Raw genomic sequence first — 20,208 nt, 5'->3', positions numbered from 1 at the left:
CATCCCTACCGGAAACGCGACGTCGCGGGACGCAAACGTGACGATTTTACCCTGTTTCCCGGATTAACAAGTCTGTATCAACGCGCCAGAGAGCTTTCTGGAGAGTCGTGAAAACGGCTCTCCCTCATTTTAACGGAGACCATGCCAATGAAGGTGCTCGTACCTGTCAAACGCGTGATCGACTATAACGTGAAGGTCCGTGTCAAAGCGGACGGCAGCGGTGTCGATCTTGCCAATGTCAAAATGTCGATGAACCCCTTTGACGAGATTGCAGTCGAAGAGGCCATCCGCCTGAAAGAAGCCGGGAAGGCCGACGAAGTGATCGCCGTGTCGATCGGCGTCAAGCAGAGCCAGGAAACCCTGCGCACGGCGCTGGCCATGGGTGCGGACCGCGCCATTCTGGTTGTGGCCGCCGATGATGTGCACACCGACATCGAGCCGCTGGCAGTTGCCAAGATCCTTGCCAAGATTGTCGAAGAAGAGCAGCCCGGCGTTGTTCTGGCCGGCAAGCAGGCGATCGACAACGACATGAACGCCACCGGTCAGATGCTTTCAGCCCTGCTGGGTTGGTCGCAGGGGACATTCGCATCAGGTCTGGACATTGATGGCGACAACGCCCTGGTCACCCGCGAAGTGGACGGCGGCCTGCAGACGATCAAGGTCAAGATGCCGTCGATCATCACGGTTGACCTGCGCCTGAATGAGCCGCGCTATGCCTCGCTGCCGAACATCATGAAAGCCAAGAAAAAGCCGCTGGATGAGAAAACCGCGGCCGATTACGGCGTCGATGTCACCCCGCGTCTGGAAATCGTCAAGACCGACGAACCCGAAGCGCGCAAGGCTGGTGAAATCGTAGGCTCGGTCGACGAGCTTGTTGCGAAACTCAAAGAAGCGGGGGCTGTATAATGGCTGTTCTTCTTCTCGCCGAAGTAACCGATGGCGAACTGGCAATGGACGCGACCGCAAAGGCCGTGACTGCCGCAAGCAAACTGGGTGATGTGACAGCGCTCTGCTGTGGTGGTTCTGCCGCTGCTGCTGGTGAAGCCGCCGCCAAGATCGATGGCGTGTCCAAGGTGCTGGTCGCTGAAGACGAAAGCCTGGGTCACCGCCTGGCGGAATCGACCGCGGCGCTGATCGTGTCGCTGGCAGGTGATTACGAGCATATCGTTGCCCCGGCCACAACCGACGCCAAGAACGTCATGCCACGCGTAGCCGCGCTGTTGGATGCGATGGTGATCTCGGACGTATCCGGCGTTGTTGACGGCAACACGTTCGAGCGTCCGATCTATGCGGGCAACGCGATCCAGACCGTAAAATCGTCGGATGCCAAGAAGGTTGTGACCTTCCGCACGTCGACCTTTGACGCGGCTGGTGAAGGCGGCTCTGCCTCGGTTGAAACCATTTCGGCCACGGATAACCCCGGGCTGTCCGAATGGGTCGAAGACAAGGTTGCCGCAAGTGATCGTCCCGAGCTGACCTCGGCCGGTGTGGTCGTATCCGGTGGCCGTGGCGTTGGTTCGGAAGACGACTTCAAGATCATCGAAGCGCTGGCCGACAAGCTGGGTGCTGCTGTGGGTGCGTCGCGCGCCGCGGTGGATTCCGGTTTTGCGCCGAACGACTGGCAGGTGGGTCAGACCGGTAAGGTGGTTGCCCCTGATCTATACATTGCTGTTGGTATCTCGGGTGCGATTCAGCACCTTGCGGGTATGAAAGATTCGAAAGTCATCGTTGCGATCAACAAGGACGAAGAGGCACCGATCTTCCAGGTTGCTGACTACGGCCTTGTGGCAGACCTGTTCCAGGCGGTGCCGGAACTGACCGAAAAACTGTAAGTAAGCGTGGTGTAACGCCACTTGCCCAAGGCTAAAGAAGGCTCGCCAGATCGGCGGGCCTTTTCTTATGAGCCGACCACTTCGGCAATCAATGGGGCCAGCGCATCGGCCACCTCATAATGCACTGTCGGACCAAGCACTTCTTGCGCGGCCGGGGCCTCAAGATCGCTGAAACGCATGCCTTTTGTACCCTCGGCTTGTGCCGCGTCGCTCGCGGTCACTTCAACCAGTTGAGTGGCCTTGCTGCGCAAGCTCTCGATCATTTCGCGTGTCACGTAGCTGGGATCGTAGGCCACATTTGTCTGATCCGCATCCTCCTCGGGCTTGCGGGCGGACATCCATAGCAGGACGACATCGCCCTCAAGCTTTTGCAGAAGAAGTTGCATGCGCGAAACCCAGGCGGTCTGGATCTCCTCGCGCACCGTGCCAAAGCGCCCTTCCGAGACGGTTTGCAGGCGGTGCAGCATGTGCCGGACGAAATGGAACTCGGTGAAATCGACTTCTCCGAACATGGCGCGCAGTGTGCCCGATGCTTCGAGGAACCGGTCGTTGCGGCGCGGATGTACCGAATAAAAGCGGTTGGTCATGTTGGCGACACATGGCACCTGCAACACTGTCAGGCGCGCGTTGCGGGCTGCCAATTGCACTCCGATATCATTCAGATAGACATCGACGCCGGCGTTCGGCCAGCCGAAATTCACGCATTTCACACCGGTTCGCGCCTCAATCAGCGCGGGAAACGGTTGCTCAATGAACTTCCCGTAAGTGTCGGTGCCGCCCAGAAAAGCGGCATAGCGCCCTTCCAGTTTGCGGCGCGGACCGCGAAAGGAAAGTTTCGATCCCGTGTAGCGACACGGTAGATAGTCAAGAGGGCTATCCCCCAGTCGTTCATAGGCCATGTTTACCCACCAAATTAATCTCACCCGGCGGCAGGATTCGGTGAAAGCCGTTGATAATTCTCTAATGCGCGAATTCACCACAGTTTTTAACGATCTCCGGCCCTTGCGGCTGGCCCCTTGGCGGGCCTATGTTGGCGGCAAATGACGTGAAAGGGCGTTCGAAATGGCGATCCAGACGATTGGTGTGATCGGGGCGGGACAGATGGGCAACGGGATTGCCCATGTGATGGCGCTGGCGGAATACGATGTTCTGATGACAGATATCAGCCAGGACGCGCTGGATAACGCATTGGAAACAATAACAAATAACATGGAGCGCCAGGTCAGCCGCGACAAGATCAGCCAGGCCGACATGGACGCCGCACTGGGCCGTATCACCAATACGCTGACCCTGACAGACCTTGGCAAGACCGATCTGGTAATCGAGGCCGCGACCGAGCGGGAAACGGTCAAACAGGCGATCTTTGACGAGCTGCTGCCGCATCTGCAACCGCACACGATCCTGACCTCCAACACCTCGTCGATTTCGATCACGCGTCTGGCCAGCCGCACCGACCGGCCCGAGAAATTCATGGGCTTCCACTTCATGAATCCGGTACCGGTGATGCAGTTGGTCGAGCTGATCCGGGGTATCGCCACGGATAGCGAAACCTTTGACGCCTGCATGGAAGTCGTTGAAAAAATAAGAAAAACATCAGCCACTGCTGAAGATTTCCCGGGCTTTATCGTCAATCGCATCCTGATGCCGATGATCAACGAGGCGGTCTATACGCTCTATGAAGGCGTGGGCAACGTGAAGTCGATCGACCAGTCGATGAAGCTGGGCGCCAATCACCCGATGGGCCCGCTGGAACTGGCGGATTTCATCGGGCTGGATACCTGTCTGGCGATCATGAACGTGCTGCATGACGGGCTGGCGGACACCAAGTACCGCCCCTGCCCGCTGCTGACGAAATATGTCGAGGCCGGATGGCTGGGCCGCAAGACCGGTCGTGGCTTTTATGACTATCGCGGCGAAGAGCCTGTGCCGACGCGCTGAGGCGCTGACCAAAGCCAAAACGTACAAAGCGTACGGAATGTACGCCCAAAACGTACGGAAATCCGGGTGTTTTGCCAAACGACCGTACGGGCCGTACGTTTCGCCGGAAATCCAAGCGGATTTTCATCGCAATGCGCGACCAGTGACACCCCCAATCGGCGAATGGCAGAATTGCCTTTCGCTTTTAATGATGTATCAGAGATCAAACAGAATTCCGTCATTCAGATCGAAAGGTCATCTCAGATGAAGCAGATTATTTTGAAAACCAGATCAGCCCTGACAAACGGCGTCGTTGCGGGATGCCTCGTTCTGGGGCTGGCGACATCGTCGCTGGCACAATACGCGCATTTTTTCCGGGATGCGGCGATGACCCCCGAAGATATCGAGATGGCGAAGAATGCCGCCGCAACGCTTTACACGAAATCAGGCGTCGCGGTGGGCGAGACGGAAAAATGGTCGAACGCCAAAAGCGGTGCGGAAGGCGTTGTTGAAATACTTGAGGTCGAAGATCAGGGCCCTTGCGTTACCTTCCGGCATCTGGCGAAGACCAAATCCGAGCCCCAGATCAGATACTATTCGCGCCGCTGCAAGGATGCCGGCGGCAACTGGGTCCTCTCCGCGAACTGAATCAGCCGCCTTGGCGGACTGGCCAATATCGGCTGGTCGCACGGCACCGGATCGGGGCTTATCTATCCCCCGCAATACCGACGCGACAGGTGCGTTTGCCGTAGGGCTGCGCCTGCCCAGGTGGCACGGACATTCCCAATACAGGCATTCCCAATGGTGACGATCATCGGGCTGCGCTTTGGCCCGGAAATTCAAGATCAGTTGGCGATCACTGCCTGCCGCACGAGTGAGATGGGTCATCAGGTCACGATCCCTCGGCGTAGCTGTGGCGACCGGGGTGAATTTCGACGTGGGCAAGCCGCGTGCGAAGGGCCAGACCACCGGACAGGGTAAACATTGTCACGACACGGGCAGAAAGATTACTCTGGCGGCATTTATTAACAACAAAGGTTTAGTCGGATGTTCATTCTGTTTGGAGATATCAAGGCCAGCGATCCCAAAAGCTATATTGCGGATAAGATCGCGCGCTTCACCCCCGAAGACATTCTGGAAGAGGTGTCAGAGACATTGGCGAAAGGCCACGGCGGGACGCTTCCGCTGGCGGCTGAAGCCGATATTCCGGAGCTGTCCGGCGCCTTGCAACGGCAGGTGGACGCGCGCAAGACCTGCGCGCTGGACCATCTGGAAGAGGAGGCGCAACTGGCCGCGGGAGAGACCGTTGAGCATGAGCTTTTTACCTACCTCACGGCCGATCATGGCGCCTATCCAAGCGGGACACCGATCCTGCACCGCGTCACCAATATGGCCGAGTTGTTCTATGCCTTCCCCAACCTTGTCGTCGATGCGCAGGCGGTGGCGCTGAGCGAAGTGCCAATTCAGGACCCCGCACCATGTCAGGCGGTGGCCGTCGGGTTGCAAAGCGGCCCGGACCCGGTTTCGGACCTGGCCAAGCAACTTGGCATCGCGCTGCTTGAGAAACTGGGTGCGATGGCCTTTGGCGCGGTGTTTCCGCCGCAACCGCCCAGCTATTTCCAGCAGGTTTATGCGGAACTGAAAAAGATCGTCAGGCAGGAACTGACGGAACAGAATATCGCCTTGATCAGCGGCGCGGTGAACGGCACCGGCACCTGGTTCAAGTACGAATATGTGGAAATCAAGGAAGGCGGCGAAAAACCGGCGGAGCTATTGCGGCTTTTGCGGACGCAATCCATGGACCTTCACCGCCAGATTTCCACCCTGCTGGAAGAGAAATTCCGCATGCCGGGATTGCAGGTGTTTCTGGTGGCCGGGGCGGTGCATCTGGCATTGCGGCAGGAAATGCAGATCGTGAAGCGCGACAACCCCGGTCAGGAGGCAGAGCTGACCGAAGAGGAGAAAACATACGCCCAACGCTATGCGCAGAACGTGGTGGATACTTTCAACAAGATCGTCAGCACGCGCTGCCAGATGGTGAAGATCAAGACCAAGGTCCTGACGCAGGATTATCCAGCGGTCGTCAAATACGGGTATTATTGGGAGGATACCTATACCGGTCAGAAAAGCGAGATTTACTGGGATATGATCGTCAAAAGCAAGGACGTCCCCGGGAAGCCGCAGGCAAAGGCAGACCGGAAACGACACAACACCGCCTTGCGGGCGCAGCTGAGCCTGGATCTGGGAGAGCCCGAAAAGGTGGCGCAGGCCTGGCGGGACAGCGAAATCATCCTGTGAGACCCCGGCGCATTAAAAAAGGGCGCACCATGGCGGCGCACCCTTTTGGATTGGTCGGGATTGGTCGGCCCGGTATCCGGGACTTAGCCGATGGCGGCGGCCTTCACGTCTTCGTCGATGAAGGGCAGGTATTGCTCGAAATTGTCGGCGAACATCTGCACCAGTTTTTCCGCCTGACGGTCATAGCTGTCGGGTTTGTCCCAGGTGCGGCGCGGGTTCAGCAGCACCGTGGGTACGCCGGGCGCATCGACGGGCACTTCGAAGCCGAAGTTTTCATCCTTGCGGAATTCAACCTTGTTGAGCGATCCGTCCAGGGCGGCGGTCAGCAGCGCGCGGGTGGCCTTGATCGGCATCCGGCTGCCGGTACCGTAGGCACCGCCGGTCCAGCCGGTATTGACCAGCCAGCAGGTCGCGCCGTGCTTGGCGATCTTTTCGCGCAGGAGGTTGCCGTACACCTCGGGGCGGCGCGGCATGAAGGGCGCGCCAAAGCAGGTCGAGAAGGTGGGTTCGGGTTCGGTCACGCCGCGCTCGGTCCCGGCCACTTTCGAGGTGAAGCCCGAGAGGAAGTGATACATGGCCTGCGCCGGTGTCAGCCGCGAAATCGGAGGCAGCACGCCAAACGCATCGCAGGTCAGCATGATGATGTTCTTGGGGTGCCCGCCGATGGCCGTTTGCGACGCGTTCGAGATATAGTGCAGCGGATAGGCGCAGCGCATGTTGGCGGTGAGTGAATCGTCTTCGAAATCCAGCTCGAGCGTTTCCGGGTCATAGACCATGTTTTCGATGACGGTGCCGAATTTGGTGGTGGTGGCGTAGATTTCCGGCTCGGCCTCGGGGTTGAGGCTGATGGTCTTGGCATAGCAGCCACCTTCGAAGTTGAAGGTGCCGCGATCGGACCAGCCATGTTCATCGTCGCCGATCAGCGTGCGCGCGGGATCGGCGCTGAGGGTGGTCTTGCCGGTGCCGGAAAGGCCAAAGAACACGGCCGTATCGACCGCATTGCCATTGGCGTGGTTGGCCGAGCAGTGCATCGGCATGATGCCTTTTTCGGGCAGCAGGTAGTTGAGCAGCGTAAAGACCGATTTCTTGTTCTCGCCCGCATATTCAGTGCCGCCGATCAGGATCAGCTTGCGGTCAAAGTTGAGCGCGATCACGGTTTCGGAGCGGCAATTGTGCTTTTTGGGGTCCGCCTGGAAGCTGGGGCAGTTGATCACGGTGAAGTCGGCGATGAAGTCGTCCAGGTCTTCGCGGTCAGGGCGGCGCAGCATGGTGCGGATGAAAAGCCCGTGCCAGGCCAGTTCGGTGACCATACGGACATTGATCGAATGCGCGGGATCAGCCCCGCCCACCAGATCCTGCACGTGATAATCGCGGCCCTTCATATGGGCGGTCATGTCGTCATAGAGCGCATCGAACCCTTCGGGCGACATGGCGGCATTGTTTTCCCACCAGATCGTATCGGCGACGCTGTCGGATTTGACGACATGTTTGTCCTTGGGTGACCGTCCGGTGAATTTGCCGGTGGTCGCAAGAAACGCCCCGCCACGGCCCAGATGACCTTCGCCGTTTTTCAGCGCGATTTCGATCAACAGCGGCTCGATCAGGTTGTACGTGACATTGCCCAGGCCCTCGATCCCCTGATCTTCAAGCCGGAATTGCGGGTTTACCCGTCCAAATGTCATATGTGTCTTGCTCCTAGTAGGCGTATCGCCCGACGGGCGGTTGCGCGTGAATCTACGTGCCAAAAATGGCGCCGGTGTGGCGATGTATACCGCCGTTTGCGCGCCTATTAACATGACGGTTTCCGGATTGAACAGGACGGTTTGGCACAGTTAGCGCAACCAAGTGGAAGTTAGCGCAACCATGGCGCGCAACGTGCAAAACCCGCCCACGCCTGAAATGAAAAGTGAGTCTATTTAGTCATTCCTAAAAGGTTTGTGTCCCAATTGAGACAGTAAAAAAGGGTGATTCGCACTTTGGGATTGATTGTAAAGAGCGAAAAAGCGCATAGTGAAAGAAAAAAACAGGCAACAAGAGCAGTATAAGGAAAACCCCCAATGTCAAAAATCGCCCTTGTGGACGATGACAGGAATATTCTGACATCGGTTTCGATGACCCTCGAGGCTGAGGGTTTCGAAGTGGAAACCTATAACGACGGCCAACAGGCGTTTGACGCGTTCAGCAAGAAGCTGCCCGACATGGCAGTTCTGGACATCAAGATGCCGCGGATGGACGGCATGGACCTGCTGCAGCGACTGCGGCAGAAATCATCGATGCCGGTGATCTTCCTGACCTCCAAGGATGACGAGATTGACGAGGTTCTGGGCCTGCGCATGGGCGCGGATGACTACGTCAAGAAACCGTTCTCGCAACGGCTGCTGGTGGAACGCATTCGCGCGCTTCTGCGGCGTCAGGATGCGGTGGCCGGTGATGTTGTCGGCGATACCGAAGAAACCAAGGTGATCGAACGCGGCGATCTGCGGATGGACCCGCTGCGCCACGCGGTGACGTGGAAGGGGATGGATGTCTCACTGACCGTCACCGAATTCCTGCTGTTGCAGGCGCTGGCGCAACGTCCCGGCTTCGTGAAATCGCGCGATCAGCTGATGGATGTCGCCTATGACGATCAGGTCTATGTGGATGACCGCACGATCGACAGCCACATCAAGCGCCTGCGCAAGAAACTGCGGATGGTCGATGATGAATTTTCGGCGATCGAAACGCTTTACGGTATCGGATACCGCTACAACGAAGAATAGGTGAGGCTCTGGCCGAAAGGACGAACGTGCGCGATCTGACCCCACACAGGGACGGTGATGTTGTTCTGGGCGACGATTTCGTGGCGCCCGACAATGTCGAGCATGAGCTGCGGTCCCGGCGCGAGCGGCGCCGGTTGTTTTCGTTGCGGGAATCCTCGCTGACGCGCAAGATCGTCACTTTCAACCTGATTGCCCTGAATGTTCTGGTGGCGGGTATCCTCTACCTGAACTCTTCACGCGACAGCCTGGCGCTGCAACGCGCCAACAGCCTTGTCGGCGAGGTGGAACTGATCGCCGATGTGTTCGAGGCGCAATTGCCCGCGGACGCGCCGGTCAACCTGGTGACCGGGGATGGCGTCGATGTGGGCGAAACCCTGCAAGAGCTTGATATCAGGTCCGGCATCGAGGTTTATGTATTCGATCCCAGCGGTCGCGTTGCCGGACATATCGTTGGTGAATCGCAACGCGGCGACGATCCCGAGACACGGCCCACGGTCATCACCGACGCACTGTCGGAGCTTTGGAACCTGGTATCGGCGCCGTTTTCGTCCTTTACCACCAAGCAGGTGCCCCCCTCGATCGAGGAACAGGCCCGCGCACTGGTCGGCCTGACGCTGTCGGAGGGTACGCAGGTTGCCTCGGGCGACGTCTATGAGGGCACGGTTTTTTCGGTCTCGACACCGGTGATGCGTGGCGACACGCCCGTTGCCGTCGTGGCGCTGGTCAGCGCCTCGGGCGAGATTGACAATCTGGTATCGTCAGAGCGCGAACGCGTGTTGCAGATGTTCGTCATTGCCACGCTGGTCAGTGTCGGCCTCAGCCTGATCCTGGCCTCGACCATCGCCAATCCGCTGGCCGATCTGGCGTCGGCGGCGGAAATCGGCGGTGACCGCAAGCAATCAAATGGCAGTTCGGGCCGCATCCGCATCCCGGATCTGACCGCCCGGCCCGACGAGATCGGCAGGCTCAGCGGGGCACTGCGCGGCATGGTCTCGGCCTTGTACAACCGGATCGACAGCAACGAACAATTCGCCGCAGACGTGGCGCATGAGATCAAGAACCCACTGGCCAGCCTGCGCAGCGCCGTGGGCACCATGCGTGTGGCCAAGCGTGACGACCAGCGCGAAAAGCTTCTGGAAGTGATCGAACATGACGTGCGTCGGCTGGACCGTCTGGTCAGCGACATCTCGAACGCCTCGCGGCTGGACAGCGAACTGGTCAAGGAAGAACAGGAAGCCTTTGACCTGATCGGCATGCTCAGCAATCTGGGGCATTACCTGGGTGAAGAGGCCAGCAAGAAGGGCATCGATTTCATCACCGATTTCCCGGATCAGCCCATCGTCATCACCGGGCTTGAGGGGCGTCTGGCGCAGGTCTTTGTCAACTTGATCACCAATGCCATCAGCTTTTGCGAGGATGGCGACGCGATCCGCCTGTGGACCCGCAAGCGCGAAAACCGTGTGCTGATCGTGGTCGAAGACACGGGCCCCGGCATTCCCGATCAGGCGCTGACGAAGGTGTTCCAGCGTTTCTATTCGGAACGGCTGGAGGGTGATTTCGGCAATAATTCCGGCCTTGGCCTGGCGATCTCGAAACAGATTGTCGAAGCCCATGACGGCGTGATCTGGGCGGAAAACATCCGCCCGACCGATGCCGATATCACCTCGGATCCGCTGGGCGCGCGTTTCGTCGTGGGCCTGCCGGTCTGATCCGGGATCGCGGCGGTGGCTGTTCCCGGCGCGTCGCCTGACACTTCCCCACTCCATGCAACCACAGTGGCCCATGCGGGCCGGGCGGCCCTGATCCAGGGCCCCGCAGGCAGCGGCAAATCGGGGCTGGCACTGCAGATGATCGCGATGGGTGCACGGCTGGTGGCCGATGACCGCACCGTAATCCGGCGCAGGGGCGACCAGGTGATCGCAGAGGCGCCCGACAGCCTGCGCGGCCAGATCGAAGCGCGCGGTGTGGGCATTCTGGCGGCGCCCCCAGCGGGGCCGACCCCCGTGGCGCTGATCATCGACATGACGGTCGAGGAGACCGAGCGCCTGCCGCCTTTGCGCGAAACCGAGCTTCTGGGGGTGATTTTGCCCTTGCAAAGAAAAGTTAACATGCCCCATTTCCCTGTGGCCATCTTGGCATATCTAAAACATGGACGTATCGCCTGAAGGAACCCTGTCATGACGTCGGCCCAAGCCGCCAACCGCCTTGTTCTTGTGACCGGCCCGTCCGGCGCCGGGCGCAGTTCGGCCATTCGGGCACTTGAGGATGTGGGGTTCGAGGCGATTGACAACCTGCCATTGTCGCTGCTGCCCCGGCTGCTGGCCGGGCCGGTGCCGGACAAGCCGCTGGCGCTTGGCATTGATACCCGCAACCGCGATTTCTCTACCAATGCGCTGATCGAGGTGATCGATGGCATGAGCGGGATGAGCCCGGTGCCGATGCAGGTGTTGTATCTCGATTGCAGTGCCGATGTGCTGCTGCGACGCTTTTCCGAAACCCGCCGCCGCCACCCGCTGGCTCCGGCGGAAACGCCCGATATCGGTATCGCGCGCGAATTTGATCTGCTGGTGCCGATCCGGGCACGCGCAGACATCCTGATCGACACGTCCGAGATGGCGCCTCGTGATCTGCGGGCCGAGTTGGAACGCTGGTTCGCGGCCCGGCCGGGCACCAGCCTGTCGGTGTCGGTCCAGTCCTTTTCCTACAAGCGCGGATTGCCCCGGGGGCTGGACATGGTGCTGGATTGCCGGTTCCTGCGCAATCCCTACTGGGAGGAAGCCCTGCGCCCTCTGGACGGGCGCGTGGACGCGGTGGCGGCCTATATTCGCGAGGATGTACGGTTTGAGCCGTTTCGCGCAAAAGTTCTGGATCTGGCCGAATTGCTGCTGCCGGCCTATGCGGCCGAGGGCAAGGCCTACCTGTCGATCGGGTTTGGCTGCACTGGCGGGCAACATCGCAGCGTCGCAATGGCAGAAACATTGGCCAAGGCCCTTGCGGAGGGTCGCTGGCAGGTGTCAATTAGGCATCGCGAATTGGAGCGCCGGGCCGAGGGTCCGGCCAATGCGCGTACGGGCCTGGGGGCCCCTGGGGATGAGCAAGGAGTGACGGAGCGGTGATCGGTATCGTGATCGTGGCGCATGGCGGGTTGGCCCGCGAATATCTGCGCGCGATCGAGCATGTAGTAGGTAATCAGCAGGGCTCTCGGGCAATAACCATCGAGGGCGACCATGATCGCGCGGCGAAAGAGGCCGAGATCTGTATCGCCGCCAATGAGGTGGATACCGGCGAAGGGGTGGTGATCGTTGTCGATCTGTTTGGTGGATCGCCATCAAACCTGTCCCTGCGGGCCTGTGCCCCGGAAAACCGCCGCATCCTTTACGGCGCCAATCTACCAATGCTGATCAAACTGGCCAAAAGCCGCCACCTGACCGTGCCCGAGGCGGTACGGGCGGCGCTGGATGCGGGCCGTAAATATATAGACAGTCATAATGTGACGGCGGAATAGTGGGACAATGTCAGAGACAATTACGCGACAGTTAAAAATCGTGAATGAGAAGGGGTTGCATGCGCGGGCAGCGGCCAAACTGGTCGAAGTCACCGAAGGGTTTGACGCAACGGCAGAAGTGTCACAGAACGGTCTCTCCACCGGTGCGGACAGTATTATGGGGCTTTTGATGTTGGCAGCGTCGAAAGGAACCACTATTGACGTGCAGGTCTCGGGGCCGGACGCCGAGGCGATGGCGGATGCCGTCGCGGCCCTTGTTGCCGACAGGTTCGGCGAAGAGATGTAACCGCGCGAGGGACGCGCGCAGGCGGGGAAACAGGGACGGGCCAGTTGTCGCAAAAGCAGCAGGACAGGGGTATTGATGCATCCGGCGAGGAGGTGACCTTCACCACCTATGACCGCCGCAGTCTGACCTACGCCAATTCCTTTGATACGCCCGTGACCTCGGTGATCATCCGCACGATGGAATGGATGACTGGCAAGATTGCCATCATCCGCATGATCCGAAAATTCGAGAAACGGGGTGCCCCGACCGGCCAGGCGTTCTGGCGCGCAGCACTGGGCACGATGGGCATCGACCTTGAGACACCGGATGCGGAGGTCGAGAATATCCCCCCCACAGGCCCGGTCGTGGCGGTCTCGAACCATCCGCACGGGCTGGTTGACGGGATGATCCTTGCGGATTTGATCGGGCGGCGGCGCAATGATTACAAGATCCTGACCCGCGCCCTGCTGACCGGCATTGACGAGGTGGCCGCGTCCTACATGATCTCGGTGCCGTTTCCGCATGAGCCGGATGCCCAGCGCAAATCGGTCGAGATGCGTGCCAAGGCGATGGCCCATCTGAAAGAGGGCGGGTTGATCAGCGTTTTCCCGTCGGGTGTCGTGGCATCTTCGGATACGCTTTTTGGGCCCGCGATCGAGCGGGAATGGAATGTTTTCACCGCACAGATGATCCGCCGCTCGGGCGCGAAGGTGGTGCCGATCTATTTCCCCGGGTCGAATTCGCGCTGGTACCAGATGGCCAACCGAATCTCCGCCACGCTGCGGCAGGGGCTATTGCTGCACGAGGTTGTCCATAGCTGCAACAAGCCGCAAAAGCCCGTGGTAGGGGAACCGATCAGCGACGAGCGCATGAAGATGCTGGAAACCGACCCGCGCGGTTTCATGACCTGGCTGCGAGAGCATACCCTGTCCCTTGGCGCGTGATTTTCTGTTGTTAGATTGAGTGCGCCTGCGCGCACGCAGGGTCTCTCGTCGTCTGCCTCCGGCATCCTCCTCGGATTGGCGCATGTCCCATCTGTTATGTCTTGATTTTCACAAGAAATAATGGCCTTGGTTGAAATTTATGGGAAGATATGATATATAACTTTCTGAGGAAAGGTGAATACCATGTCTGCACTTGCTGAACGTATCGAAGATGTGAGCCCTGAGCCGGGCCGGGTTGTTGCCAAGGCGGCATTCAACGCGGCGCAGGAACTGGGCCTGTCACAGCGTGACCTGGCCCAGGCCATCGGGGTGAGTGAGGCCACGGTGTCGCGCATGAAGGGCGGAGGATATGCCTTGCAGGGCAAGCCTTTTGAGCTTGCCACCTGTGTCATTCGCATTTTCCGGTCGCTTGATGCCATTGCCGGGGCTGATCCGGATACCATCCGGGGCTGGATGGCCGGTGAGAACCGCGATCTGAACGGTATCCCGCGCATCATGATGGCGCAGGCAACCGGGCTGGTGACGGTGATGAATTACCTGGATGCTGCCCGTGCACCTACCTAACGGTTTTGCCCCTTATCGTGGCAATCTATGGCGGGTAATCGAGGGGCAATATCGCGCATCGACCATGCGGATTGTTGATACCGATGATGAACAATCGGTGCTGGAAGACATATTGGAAACCGCCAAACCGCCCGTGCCCGAACCCTGCCGTCACCTGGATTACCAGTTCTGGTCACCCTTCCGCTATGGCTGCTATCCGCGCGCCTCGCGGTTTCGCCGGGCCGGGCCAACGCCGGGGGTCTGGTATGGATCGGAAAAGGTTTTGACAGCCGTGGCCGAGAGTATCTGGGGCAATCTGCGCTTTTTCGCCGCCTCGCCCGGCACGCCGATGCCGCGTTGGCCGGTGGAACATACGGCGGTAATGGCGGACATACGCGTAGGCGCCTCGGTTGATCTGACCACGCCCGAAATGCTGGATCAGGGCAGATGGGACGCCCCTGAGGATTACAGCGATTGTCTGGATCTGGCCGATGCCGCGCGGGCGAAGGGGTGTGAGGCGATCCGCTATGCCTCGGTCCGGCACCCGGATCACGGGGCGAATGTCGCAGTGCTGGCATGCGCCGGGTTCGCCCAGCCCGCCCCGATTGCCAGCCAGACCTGGCATCTGATGCTGACGCCGCATCTGGTGCGGGCCCATTGCGAGACATTGCGTCAGCGCCATCAATTCGTGGTGGGCGAGACCCAGCTTTACCATCCGGCCTGAGGCGGTATTTGCCCGGTGCGCAGCTTGACGGTAAGCTACAGGCAATGACGTTTGAGTGCCCTGTCCGATGAAATCCGTCCGCCTCAGATTGCTGATTCTGGCGCTATTGCCGCTGGTGGTCTTGATGCCGCTTCTGCTGCTGTTGGCGATCAGCCGGTGGTCGGCGAATTACGATAACGTTCTGATTGCCAATGTGGAAAGCGATCTGCGCATCGCAGAGCAATATATGCAGCAGATCCTTGTCACCACGGGCAATGATGTCGAGAGCCTGGCGCGTTCGGTCGCGTTTCAGAAGGCGGCGGCCCTGCCGGGTGATGTCTTTGCCGCATATCTCGACCGCAGCCGCGCCTCGCTGCAACTGGATTTCCTCTATTACCTGCCATTGGGACAAGCCCGTGAGGCGGCGGAGACCTGGCCAGTGATTGCTGCCGCCGTGGGCGGCACGGGGGCCAGCCAGATCGACATCTTCTCGGGCGATGACCTGACGACCCTGTCACCAGAGCTGGCCGATCAGGCGCGTCTGCCGCTGATCGACACCGAGGCCGCCGTGCCCACCGACCGCACCGCCGAGGATCGTGGCATGGTCGTGCACACGGCCACGGATGTGCGCGTGCCGGGGCGGCTGGGGGTGCTGGTGGGGGGCATTTTGCTGAACCGAAACCTTGATTTCATCGATACGATCAACGCGCTGGTCTATCATTCCGACAAGGCCGAGGGCGACCGACAGGGCACCGCAACGCTGTTTCTGGAGGATGTGCGTGTCTCGACCAATGTGCGGTTGTTCGAGGGCGCACGCGCGCTGGGCACACGGGTGTCGGCGGTGGTGCGGCACAAGGTGCTGGACGAGGGGCTGACCTGGCTTGATAGCGCCTTCGTGGTCAATGACTGGTATATTTCGGGCTACCTGCCCCTGATCGATAGCTTTGGCGACCGGGTGGGTATGCTTTATGTGGGGTTTCTTGAAGCGCCATTTACAGCGGCCAAGCGCAGCGCCTATTTCCTGATCTTCGGTGCTTTTGCGTTGATCCTGGCGCTGACCGTGCCACTGTTTCTGCGACTGGCGGGCGGGATATTTTCACCGTTGGAGCGGATGACAAAAACGATGGAAGAGGTCGAAGACGGCGAGTTGAGTGCGCGGATCGGCCCCGTCGCGGCCCGCGATGAGATCGGCACCGTGGCGGCGCATCTGGATACGCTTCTCGATCAGGTACAGGAGCGCGACCGCAAGCTGCGCAGCTGGGCGGATGAGTTGAACATTCGGGTCGAACAACGCACGGCCGAGCTGCGCGAAGCGAATGAGAAGCTGGAGACCACTTATCAGCAATTGGTGATGAGCGAGAAGCTCGCCTCGATCGGGGAAATCACCGCCGGGGTCGCGCATGAGATCAACAATCCCGTGGCGGTCATTCAGGGCAATGTCGATGTGATCCGACAGACCCTGGGCGCGGAGGCGCAGCCGGTGATGACCGAGTTGGCGCTGATTGACCAGCAGGTGGGCCGGATCAATGCGATCGTCGGCAAGCTCTTGCAGTTCGCCCGCCCGACCGAGTTTGGCACGTTTGAGGAAAGCGTTGATTTGGCAAGCGTGCTGGATGATTGCCTGGTGCTGGTGGATCATGTGATCACGAAAGGGGATATGAGGGTAACGATCAACCGCGCCGACGCGCCGCCGGTGCGGATCAACCCCGGCGAATTGCAGCAGGTGATCATCAACCTGATCGTCAACGCGGTTCAGGCGATGCAGGGGCATGGTGCGCTGGAAATTAGCATTTCGGCCGCAGCGCGGGACGGGCAGACCGGGGCGCAGCTGGTGATTGCCGATACCGGACCGGGGATCGCCGAGGAAAAACTGAAGACGGTGTTCGACCCGTTTTTCACCACCAAGCTGGGCGAAGGCACGGGGCTGGGCCTGTCGGTCAGCCAGACGCTGATCCAGAACGCCAATGGCCTGATTTCGGTCGCCAACCGGGCTGGCGGCGGGGCGCAGTTCACCGTGTGGCTGCCCGGTGAGGAAGCAGGCGAAGTGGCCGCCTGAGCGGCGGGTAACCGAAATTTAGCCCCAAACAGGTAAGATACAGGCGGTTTATCTTTGTCAGTATCGGTTTGTTTGTCCGTCTATGCAGCCTCATCACCATTTCTCAACCTCTTCTGCCACCGCCGTGGTCCGCCTGGGTGAAATTCTGGGTGCGCTCAGCCATGCGTTGGATCTGACCGAGGGCCAGCCCGAAGGTCATTGTGTGCGCTGCTGCTGGATCGGGATGCAGGTGGCAGAGGTTCTGGACCTGACCGCGAACCAGCGCTCGGATCTCTATTTCACGCTGCTGCTCAAGGATCTGGGATGCAGTTCCAACGCGGCGCGGATTTGTCAGCTGTATCTGACCGATGACATTGAATTCAAACGCGATTTCAAGTTGGTTGACGGCTCGGCCAGGCAGGGGTTGGAGTTTCTGCTAAGTCACACGGCCTCGCAATCCGGACTGGTGCAACGTCTTAAGGCGGTAACCAATGTCCTGAAGAATTCCAACGATATCGTCGGTGAGGTGATGCAGACCCGTTGTGACCGGGGGGCTGAGATTGCCCGGATGATGCGGTTTTCCGAGGATGTGGCGCAGGGTATTGCCGGGCTGGATGAACATTGGGATGGCGGCGGGCGCCCGGCACGCCTGAGAGGGGAAGCGATACCGCTTTATTCAAGGATCGCCCTGTTGGCGCAGGTCGCGGATGTGTTCGTGACCGAGCTGGGTGTTGAGGCCGCGGTGAGCGAGCTGACAAACCGCGCCGGCACATGGTTCGACCCCGATCTGACACCGGTTTTCATCGAGGTGATGCGTTGTCCAGGATTTTTGGAGGAATTCAACGACCCCGGTCTTGAAGCGCATGTTTTTACCAGTGAGCCCGCCCATACCGGCCGGGTCGTGGACGAGCAGTATCTGGACGAAATTGCCTCGGCCTTTGCGCAGGTGATCGACGCCAAAAGCCCCTTCACCCACGGCCATTCCGAACGGGTGGCGCAATACACGGATTCGATTTGTGCCGAGATGGGGTATTCGACGGAAAAACGCCGCTGGATGGCGCGGGCTGCTTTGCTGCATGACATCGGCAAGCTGGGGGTGTCGAACACCATCCTCGACAAGCCGGGAAAACTGACCGATGCCGAATTTGACCTGATCAAGCTGCATCCGGCCATGAGCCACGAGATCCTGAGCCGCGTGTCGGTATTTCAGGACATGGCCCTGACCGCTGCGGCCCATCACGAGCGGCTTGACGGCAAGGGTTATCCCAACGGGATGAGCGCCGATCAACTGACGCAGGACATGCGTATTCTGTCCGTGGCGGATATCTTTGACGCGCTGACCGCCGATCGCCCTTATCGCCCGGCGATGCCACTGGAAAAGGCGTATGCGATCATGGACGACATGGTTGGCTGCGCGATCGACATAGAGTGTTACGCCGCCCTGCAAAACGCGATCGCGAATAGCTGACGGAGCGCTGTGCCGCTCGGGCGATCAGACATGCCGGATCATCACCGCGACGGACGCCGTTCAATGCAGGGCCAGAACATGCAGCGCCTCGGCCTCCGACGCCCCGGCGGTCAGGTTTTGCAGTTCAGAAAGCGGCCCCGGTCAGAACACCTAATATACCCGCGTGTCGGCGCACCGATGACCGACCGGGGCGGGCAATCAACGCAATAGACCAGGCGGAACTGACTGCCGGGTCGCGCAATGTGGGGCGTGGATAATCCAGTGTCTCCAGCCCCCGGACACAGGTAATCAGATCAAAGGACTGCGCGGCAACTGCCATGTTTTCCATTCGACCCAGCGCATCAGCGGCTTCGATATCGACGCCGCGCGCGATCATCCGTGTCGATACATCCAGCGGCGCCAGCATAATTTTTCCCCGGGCAATTCCAGGTAAATGACGGGTCACGGCGCCCAGCCCGCAGGCGGCCTCGGGTATCGAATTACCCGGCCGTAGCAACGCAGCCGGGATGATCGCCAAGGGACATGACTGGTATGGCGAGGCGTGGTCCAGCGTGATCCCCTATGTCAGCGTGGGCGGCACCCGCCAAGGTGGGATCGGACCATCCAGCGCGACAATGCGCCGGTCAAACACGTGGTCGAAAAGGACATGCGCGCCCCGCCTGGCGATGCCGATTTCGAAACCTGTTTGGTCTGCTGGGGAAAGTCGGATCGGAGCCGCAACCCCAGAATCAGGCGCATCCTATGGCACAGCCATGCCCCCGCACGGCTGCGCCGCGCGAATTTACATCTGAAAGCCCGGGGTCGATTTCGAGATTTCGACCTCTTCGTCGGACATATCTTCGGGGATGCCCTCGAAGAGCGGTGTGGTCATGTAGCGTTCACCGGTATCCGGCAACATGCACAGGATCACCGAACCGGGTTCGGCCTTTTCGGCAATGCCCATGGCGATGGCAAAGGTCGATCCACCGGAAACGCCGGTGAATATCCCCTCTTTGCTGGCCAGTTCGCGCGCCCATTTGATGCCGTCCGGCCCCGCGACCGGGATCAGGTCATCATAAAGCCCGTCATCAATTGCCTCTTGCAGCACCAGCGGAATGAAATCAGGAGTCCAGCCCTGGATCGGGTGCGGTTCAAAATCGGGATGGCTGACGGCGGGGGCGCCATCTTCAAGCCGTTCCTGGGCGTGCCCGCTGCCCACGATCTGGGCGTTTGCGGGTTCTGACAGGATAATCCTTGTCTCGGGGCGTTCCTTGCGCAACACCCGGCCAACGCCCGTCAGGGTGCCGCCGGTACCATAGCCGGTCACGAAATAATCCAGCCGGTCCCCGGCGAAATCCGCCATGATCTCGCGGGCGGTCGTTGCTTCGTGAATATCGGCATTGGCATCGGTTTCGAACTGATGCGCCAGGAACCAGCCATGCGCCTCGGCCAGCTCAACCGCTTTTTTATACATGCCAAAACCCTTTTCGGCGCGTGGGGTCAGCACCACCTTGGCGCCCAGTATGCGCATCAGCCGACGACGCTCGATCGAGAAACTGTCGGCCATGGTCACCACCAGCGGATAGCCCTTTTGCGCGCAGACCATCGCCAGCCCGATGCCGGTATTGCCGCTGGTCGCCTCGACCACTGTCTGGCCCGGCTTGAGTGTCCCGTCACGCTCTGCGGCCTCGATGATGTTCACCGCCAGCCGGTCCTTGACCGATGCCGCCGGGTTGAACGCCTCGGCCTTGACATAAAGCCGCACACCATCGGGCGCCAGGTTGTTCACGCGGATGACCGGCGTGTCACCAATCGTGTCCAGCACGCTGTCAAAAAGTCTGCCGCGTCCGTTGGTGCTGCGAATATCATTCTCGGCCATGTGGCTCTCTCCCCCGTTAGCTGTGATCTGCCGAAAGTAACGGATCACACCCGGCGCGGCCAGTCTTTGGGCCTGTTTCGC

Annotated in this window: 20 protein-coding genes; 16 read left to right on the top strand and 4 right to left on the bottom strand. The window is 59.9% G+C overall.

The window, feature by feature from the left end; genetic code table 11:
- Positions 1–147 precede the first annotated feature (147 nt).
- Complete coding sequence (locus Q1B27_RS23260; RefSeq protein WP_299852112.1) at positions 148–906, top strand: electron transfer flavoprotein subunit beta/FixA family protein; 759 nt, start codon at positions 148–150, stop codon at positions 904–906.
- Entirely contained in the window at positions 906–1,832 is a 927-nt protein-coding gene (locus Q1B27_RS23255; RefSeq protein WP_299852110.1) for an FAD-binding protein, read from the top strand. Before Q1B27_RS23260 ends, Q1B27_RS23255 begins: the two co-directional genes overlap by 1 nt.
- A gap of 65 nt (positions 1,833–1,897) precedes the next feature.
- On the opposite strand, the gene Q1B27_RS23250 is transcribed toward Q1B27_RS23255, so the two are convergent.
- Entirely contained in the window at positions 1,898–2,731 is an 834-nt protein-coding gene (locus Q1B27_RS23250) for a DUF6473 family protein (RefSeq protein ID WP_299852107.1), read from the bottom strand.
- 163 nt (positions 2,732–2,894) lie between these two features.
- Between Q1B27_RS23250 and Q1B27_RS23245 the strand changes: the two genes are divergently transcribed.
- The 3 genes from Q1B27_RS23245 to Q1B27_RS23235 all read left to right on the top strand — a co-directional run bounded on the left by Q1B27_RS23245 (position 2,895) and on the right by Q1B27_RS23235 (position 6,047).
- The gene (locus Q1B27_RS23245; RefSeq protein WP_299852104.1) at positions 2,895–3,770 is read left to right on the top strand and encodes a 3-hydroxybutyryl-CoA dehydrogenase; all 876 of its coding nucleotides are present in this window, start codon (positions 2,895–2,897) and stop codon (positions 3,768–3,770) included.
- A 243-nt stretch (positions 3,771–4,013) separates the two neighbouring features.
- Positions 4,014–4,397, top strand: a complete 384-nt coding sequence (locus Q1B27_RS23240) for a hypothetical protein (RefSeq protein WP_299852100.1) — start codon at positions 4,014–4,016, stop codon at positions 4,395–4,397.
- 399 nt (positions 4,398–4,796) lie between these two features.
- Complete coding sequence (locus Q1B27_RS23235; protein ID WP_299852097.1) at positions 4,797–6,047, top strand: hypothetical protein; 1,251 nt, start codon at positions 4,797–4,799, stop codon at positions 6,045–6,047.
- Positions 6,048–6,130: 83 nt separating this feature from the next.
- Here the strand turns inward: Q1B27_RS23235 and Q1B27_RS23230 are convergent, their stop codons facing one another.
- Entirely contained in the window at positions 6,131–7,729 is a 1,599-nt protein-coding gene (locus Q1B27_RS23230) for a phosphoenolpyruvate carboxykinase (RefSeq protein WP_299852094.1), read from the bottom strand.
- Between the two features lie 375 nt (positions 7,730–8,104).
- Between Q1B27_RS23230 and Q1B27_RS23225 the strand changes: the two genes are divergently transcribed.
- The 11 genes from Q1B27_RS23225 to Q1B27_RS23175 all read left to right on the top strand — a co-directional run bounded on the left by Q1B27_RS23225 (position 8,105) and on the right by Q1B27_RS23175 (position 18,269).
- Entirely contained in the window at positions 8,105–8,806 is a 702-nt protein-coding gene (locus Q1B27_RS23225; RefSeq protein WP_299852091.1) for a response regulator transcription factor, read from the top strand.
- A gap of 35 nt (positions 8,807–8,841) precedes the next feature.
- Positions 8,842–10,515, top strand: a complete 1,674-nt coding sequence (locus tag Q1B27_RS23220) for a sensor histidine kinase (protein ID WP_299852168.1) — start codon at positions 8,842–8,844, stop codon at positions 10,513–10,515.
- 15 nt (positions 10,516–10,530) lie between these two features.
- A complete protein-coding gene (locus Q1B27_RS23215; protein WP_299852088.1) occupies positions 10,531–10,971 on the top strand; it encodes an HPr kinase/phosphorylase in 441 nt (146 codons plus the stop codon).
- Between the two features lie 12 nt (positions 10,972–10,983).
- A complete protein-coding gene (rapZ, locus tag Q1B27_RS23210) occupies positions 10,984–11,922 on the top strand; it encodes an RNase adapter RapZ (protein WP_299852085.1) in 939 nt (312 codons plus the stop codon).
- Positions 11,919–12,311, top strand: coding sequence for a PTS fructose transporter subunit IIA (locus Q1B27_RS23205; RefSeq protein ID WP_299852081.1), 393 nt, complete (start codon positions 11,919–11,921; stop codon positions 12,309–12,311). Before rapZ ends, Q1B27_RS23205 begins: the two co-directional genes overlap by 4 nt.
- Before the next feature lie 7 nt (positions 12,312–12,318).
- On the top strand, positions 12,319–12,597 hold the full coding sequence (locus tag Q1B27_RS23200; protein ID WP_299852078.1) for an HPr family phosphocarrier protein: 279 nt from the start codon (positions 12,319–12,321) through the stop codon (positions 12,595–12,597).
- A gap of 44 nt (positions 12,598–12,641) precedes the next feature.
- The gene (locus tag Q1B27_RS23195; RefSeq protein WP_299852075.1) at positions 12,642–13,520 is read left to right on the top strand and encodes a lysophospholipid acyltransferase family protein; all 879 of its coding nucleotides are present in this window, start codon (positions 12,642–12,644) and stop codon (positions 13,518–13,520) included.
- A 183-nt stretch (positions 13,521–13,703) separates the two neighbouring features.
- A complete protein-coding gene (locus tag Q1B27_RS23190) occupies positions 13,704–14,084 on the top strand; it encodes an antitoxin Xre-like helix-turn-helix domain-containing protein (RefSeq protein WP_299852072.1) in 381 nt (126 codons plus the stop codon).
- Positions 14,071–14,787 (top strand): RES family NAD+ phosphorylase, encoded by a 717-nt coding sequence (locus Q1B27_RS23185; RefSeq protein ID WP_299852069.1) that lies wholly within the window; start codon positions 14,071–14,073, stop codon positions 14,785–14,787. The genes Q1B27_RS23190 and Q1B27_RS23185 overlap by 14 nt, the downstream gene beginning before the upstream one ends.
- 67 nt (positions 14,788–14,854) lie before the next feature.
- Positions 14,855–16,822, top strand: coding sequence for a cache domain-containing protein (locus Q1B27_RS23180; RefSeq protein WP_299852066.1), 1,968 nt, complete (start codon positions 14,855–14,857; stop codon positions 16,820–16,822).
- A gap of 82 nt (positions 16,823–16,904) precedes the next feature.
- Complete coding sequence (locus Q1B27_RS23175; RefSeq protein ID WP_299852063.1) at positions 16,905–18,269, top strand: HD-GYP domain-containing protein; 1,365 nt, start codon at positions 16,905–16,907, stop codon at positions 18,267–18,269.
- A 124-nt stretch (positions 18,270–18,393) separates the two neighbouring features.
- On the opposite strand, the gene Q1B27_RS23170 is transcribed toward Q1B27_RS23175, so the two are convergent.
- Together Q1B27_RS23170 and Q1B27_RS23165 are read right to left on the bottom strand one after the other, a co-directional pair.
- On the bottom strand, positions 18,394–18,765 hold the full coding sequence (locus Q1B27_RS23170) for a methyltransferase domain-containing protein (protein WP_299852165.1): 372 nt from the start codon (positions 18,763–18,765) through the stop codon (positions 18,394–18,396).
- Positions 18,766–19,050: 285 nt separating this feature from the next.
- Positions 19,051–20,127, bottom strand: a complete 1,077-nt coding sequence (locus tag Q1B27_RS23165; protein WP_299852060.1) for a PLP-dependent cysteine synthase family protein — start codon at positions 20,125–20,127, stop codon at positions 19,051–19,053.
- Positions 20,128–20,208: the final 81 nt, after the last annotated feature.

The organism is uncultured Roseovarius sp., from assembly GCF_947489715.1.
Classification (GTDB): Bacteria; Pseudomonadota; Alphaproteobacteria; order Rhodobacterales; family Rhodobacteraceae; genus Roseovarius.
This window is presented reverse-complemented; position numbering and strand designations above follow the sequence as displayed.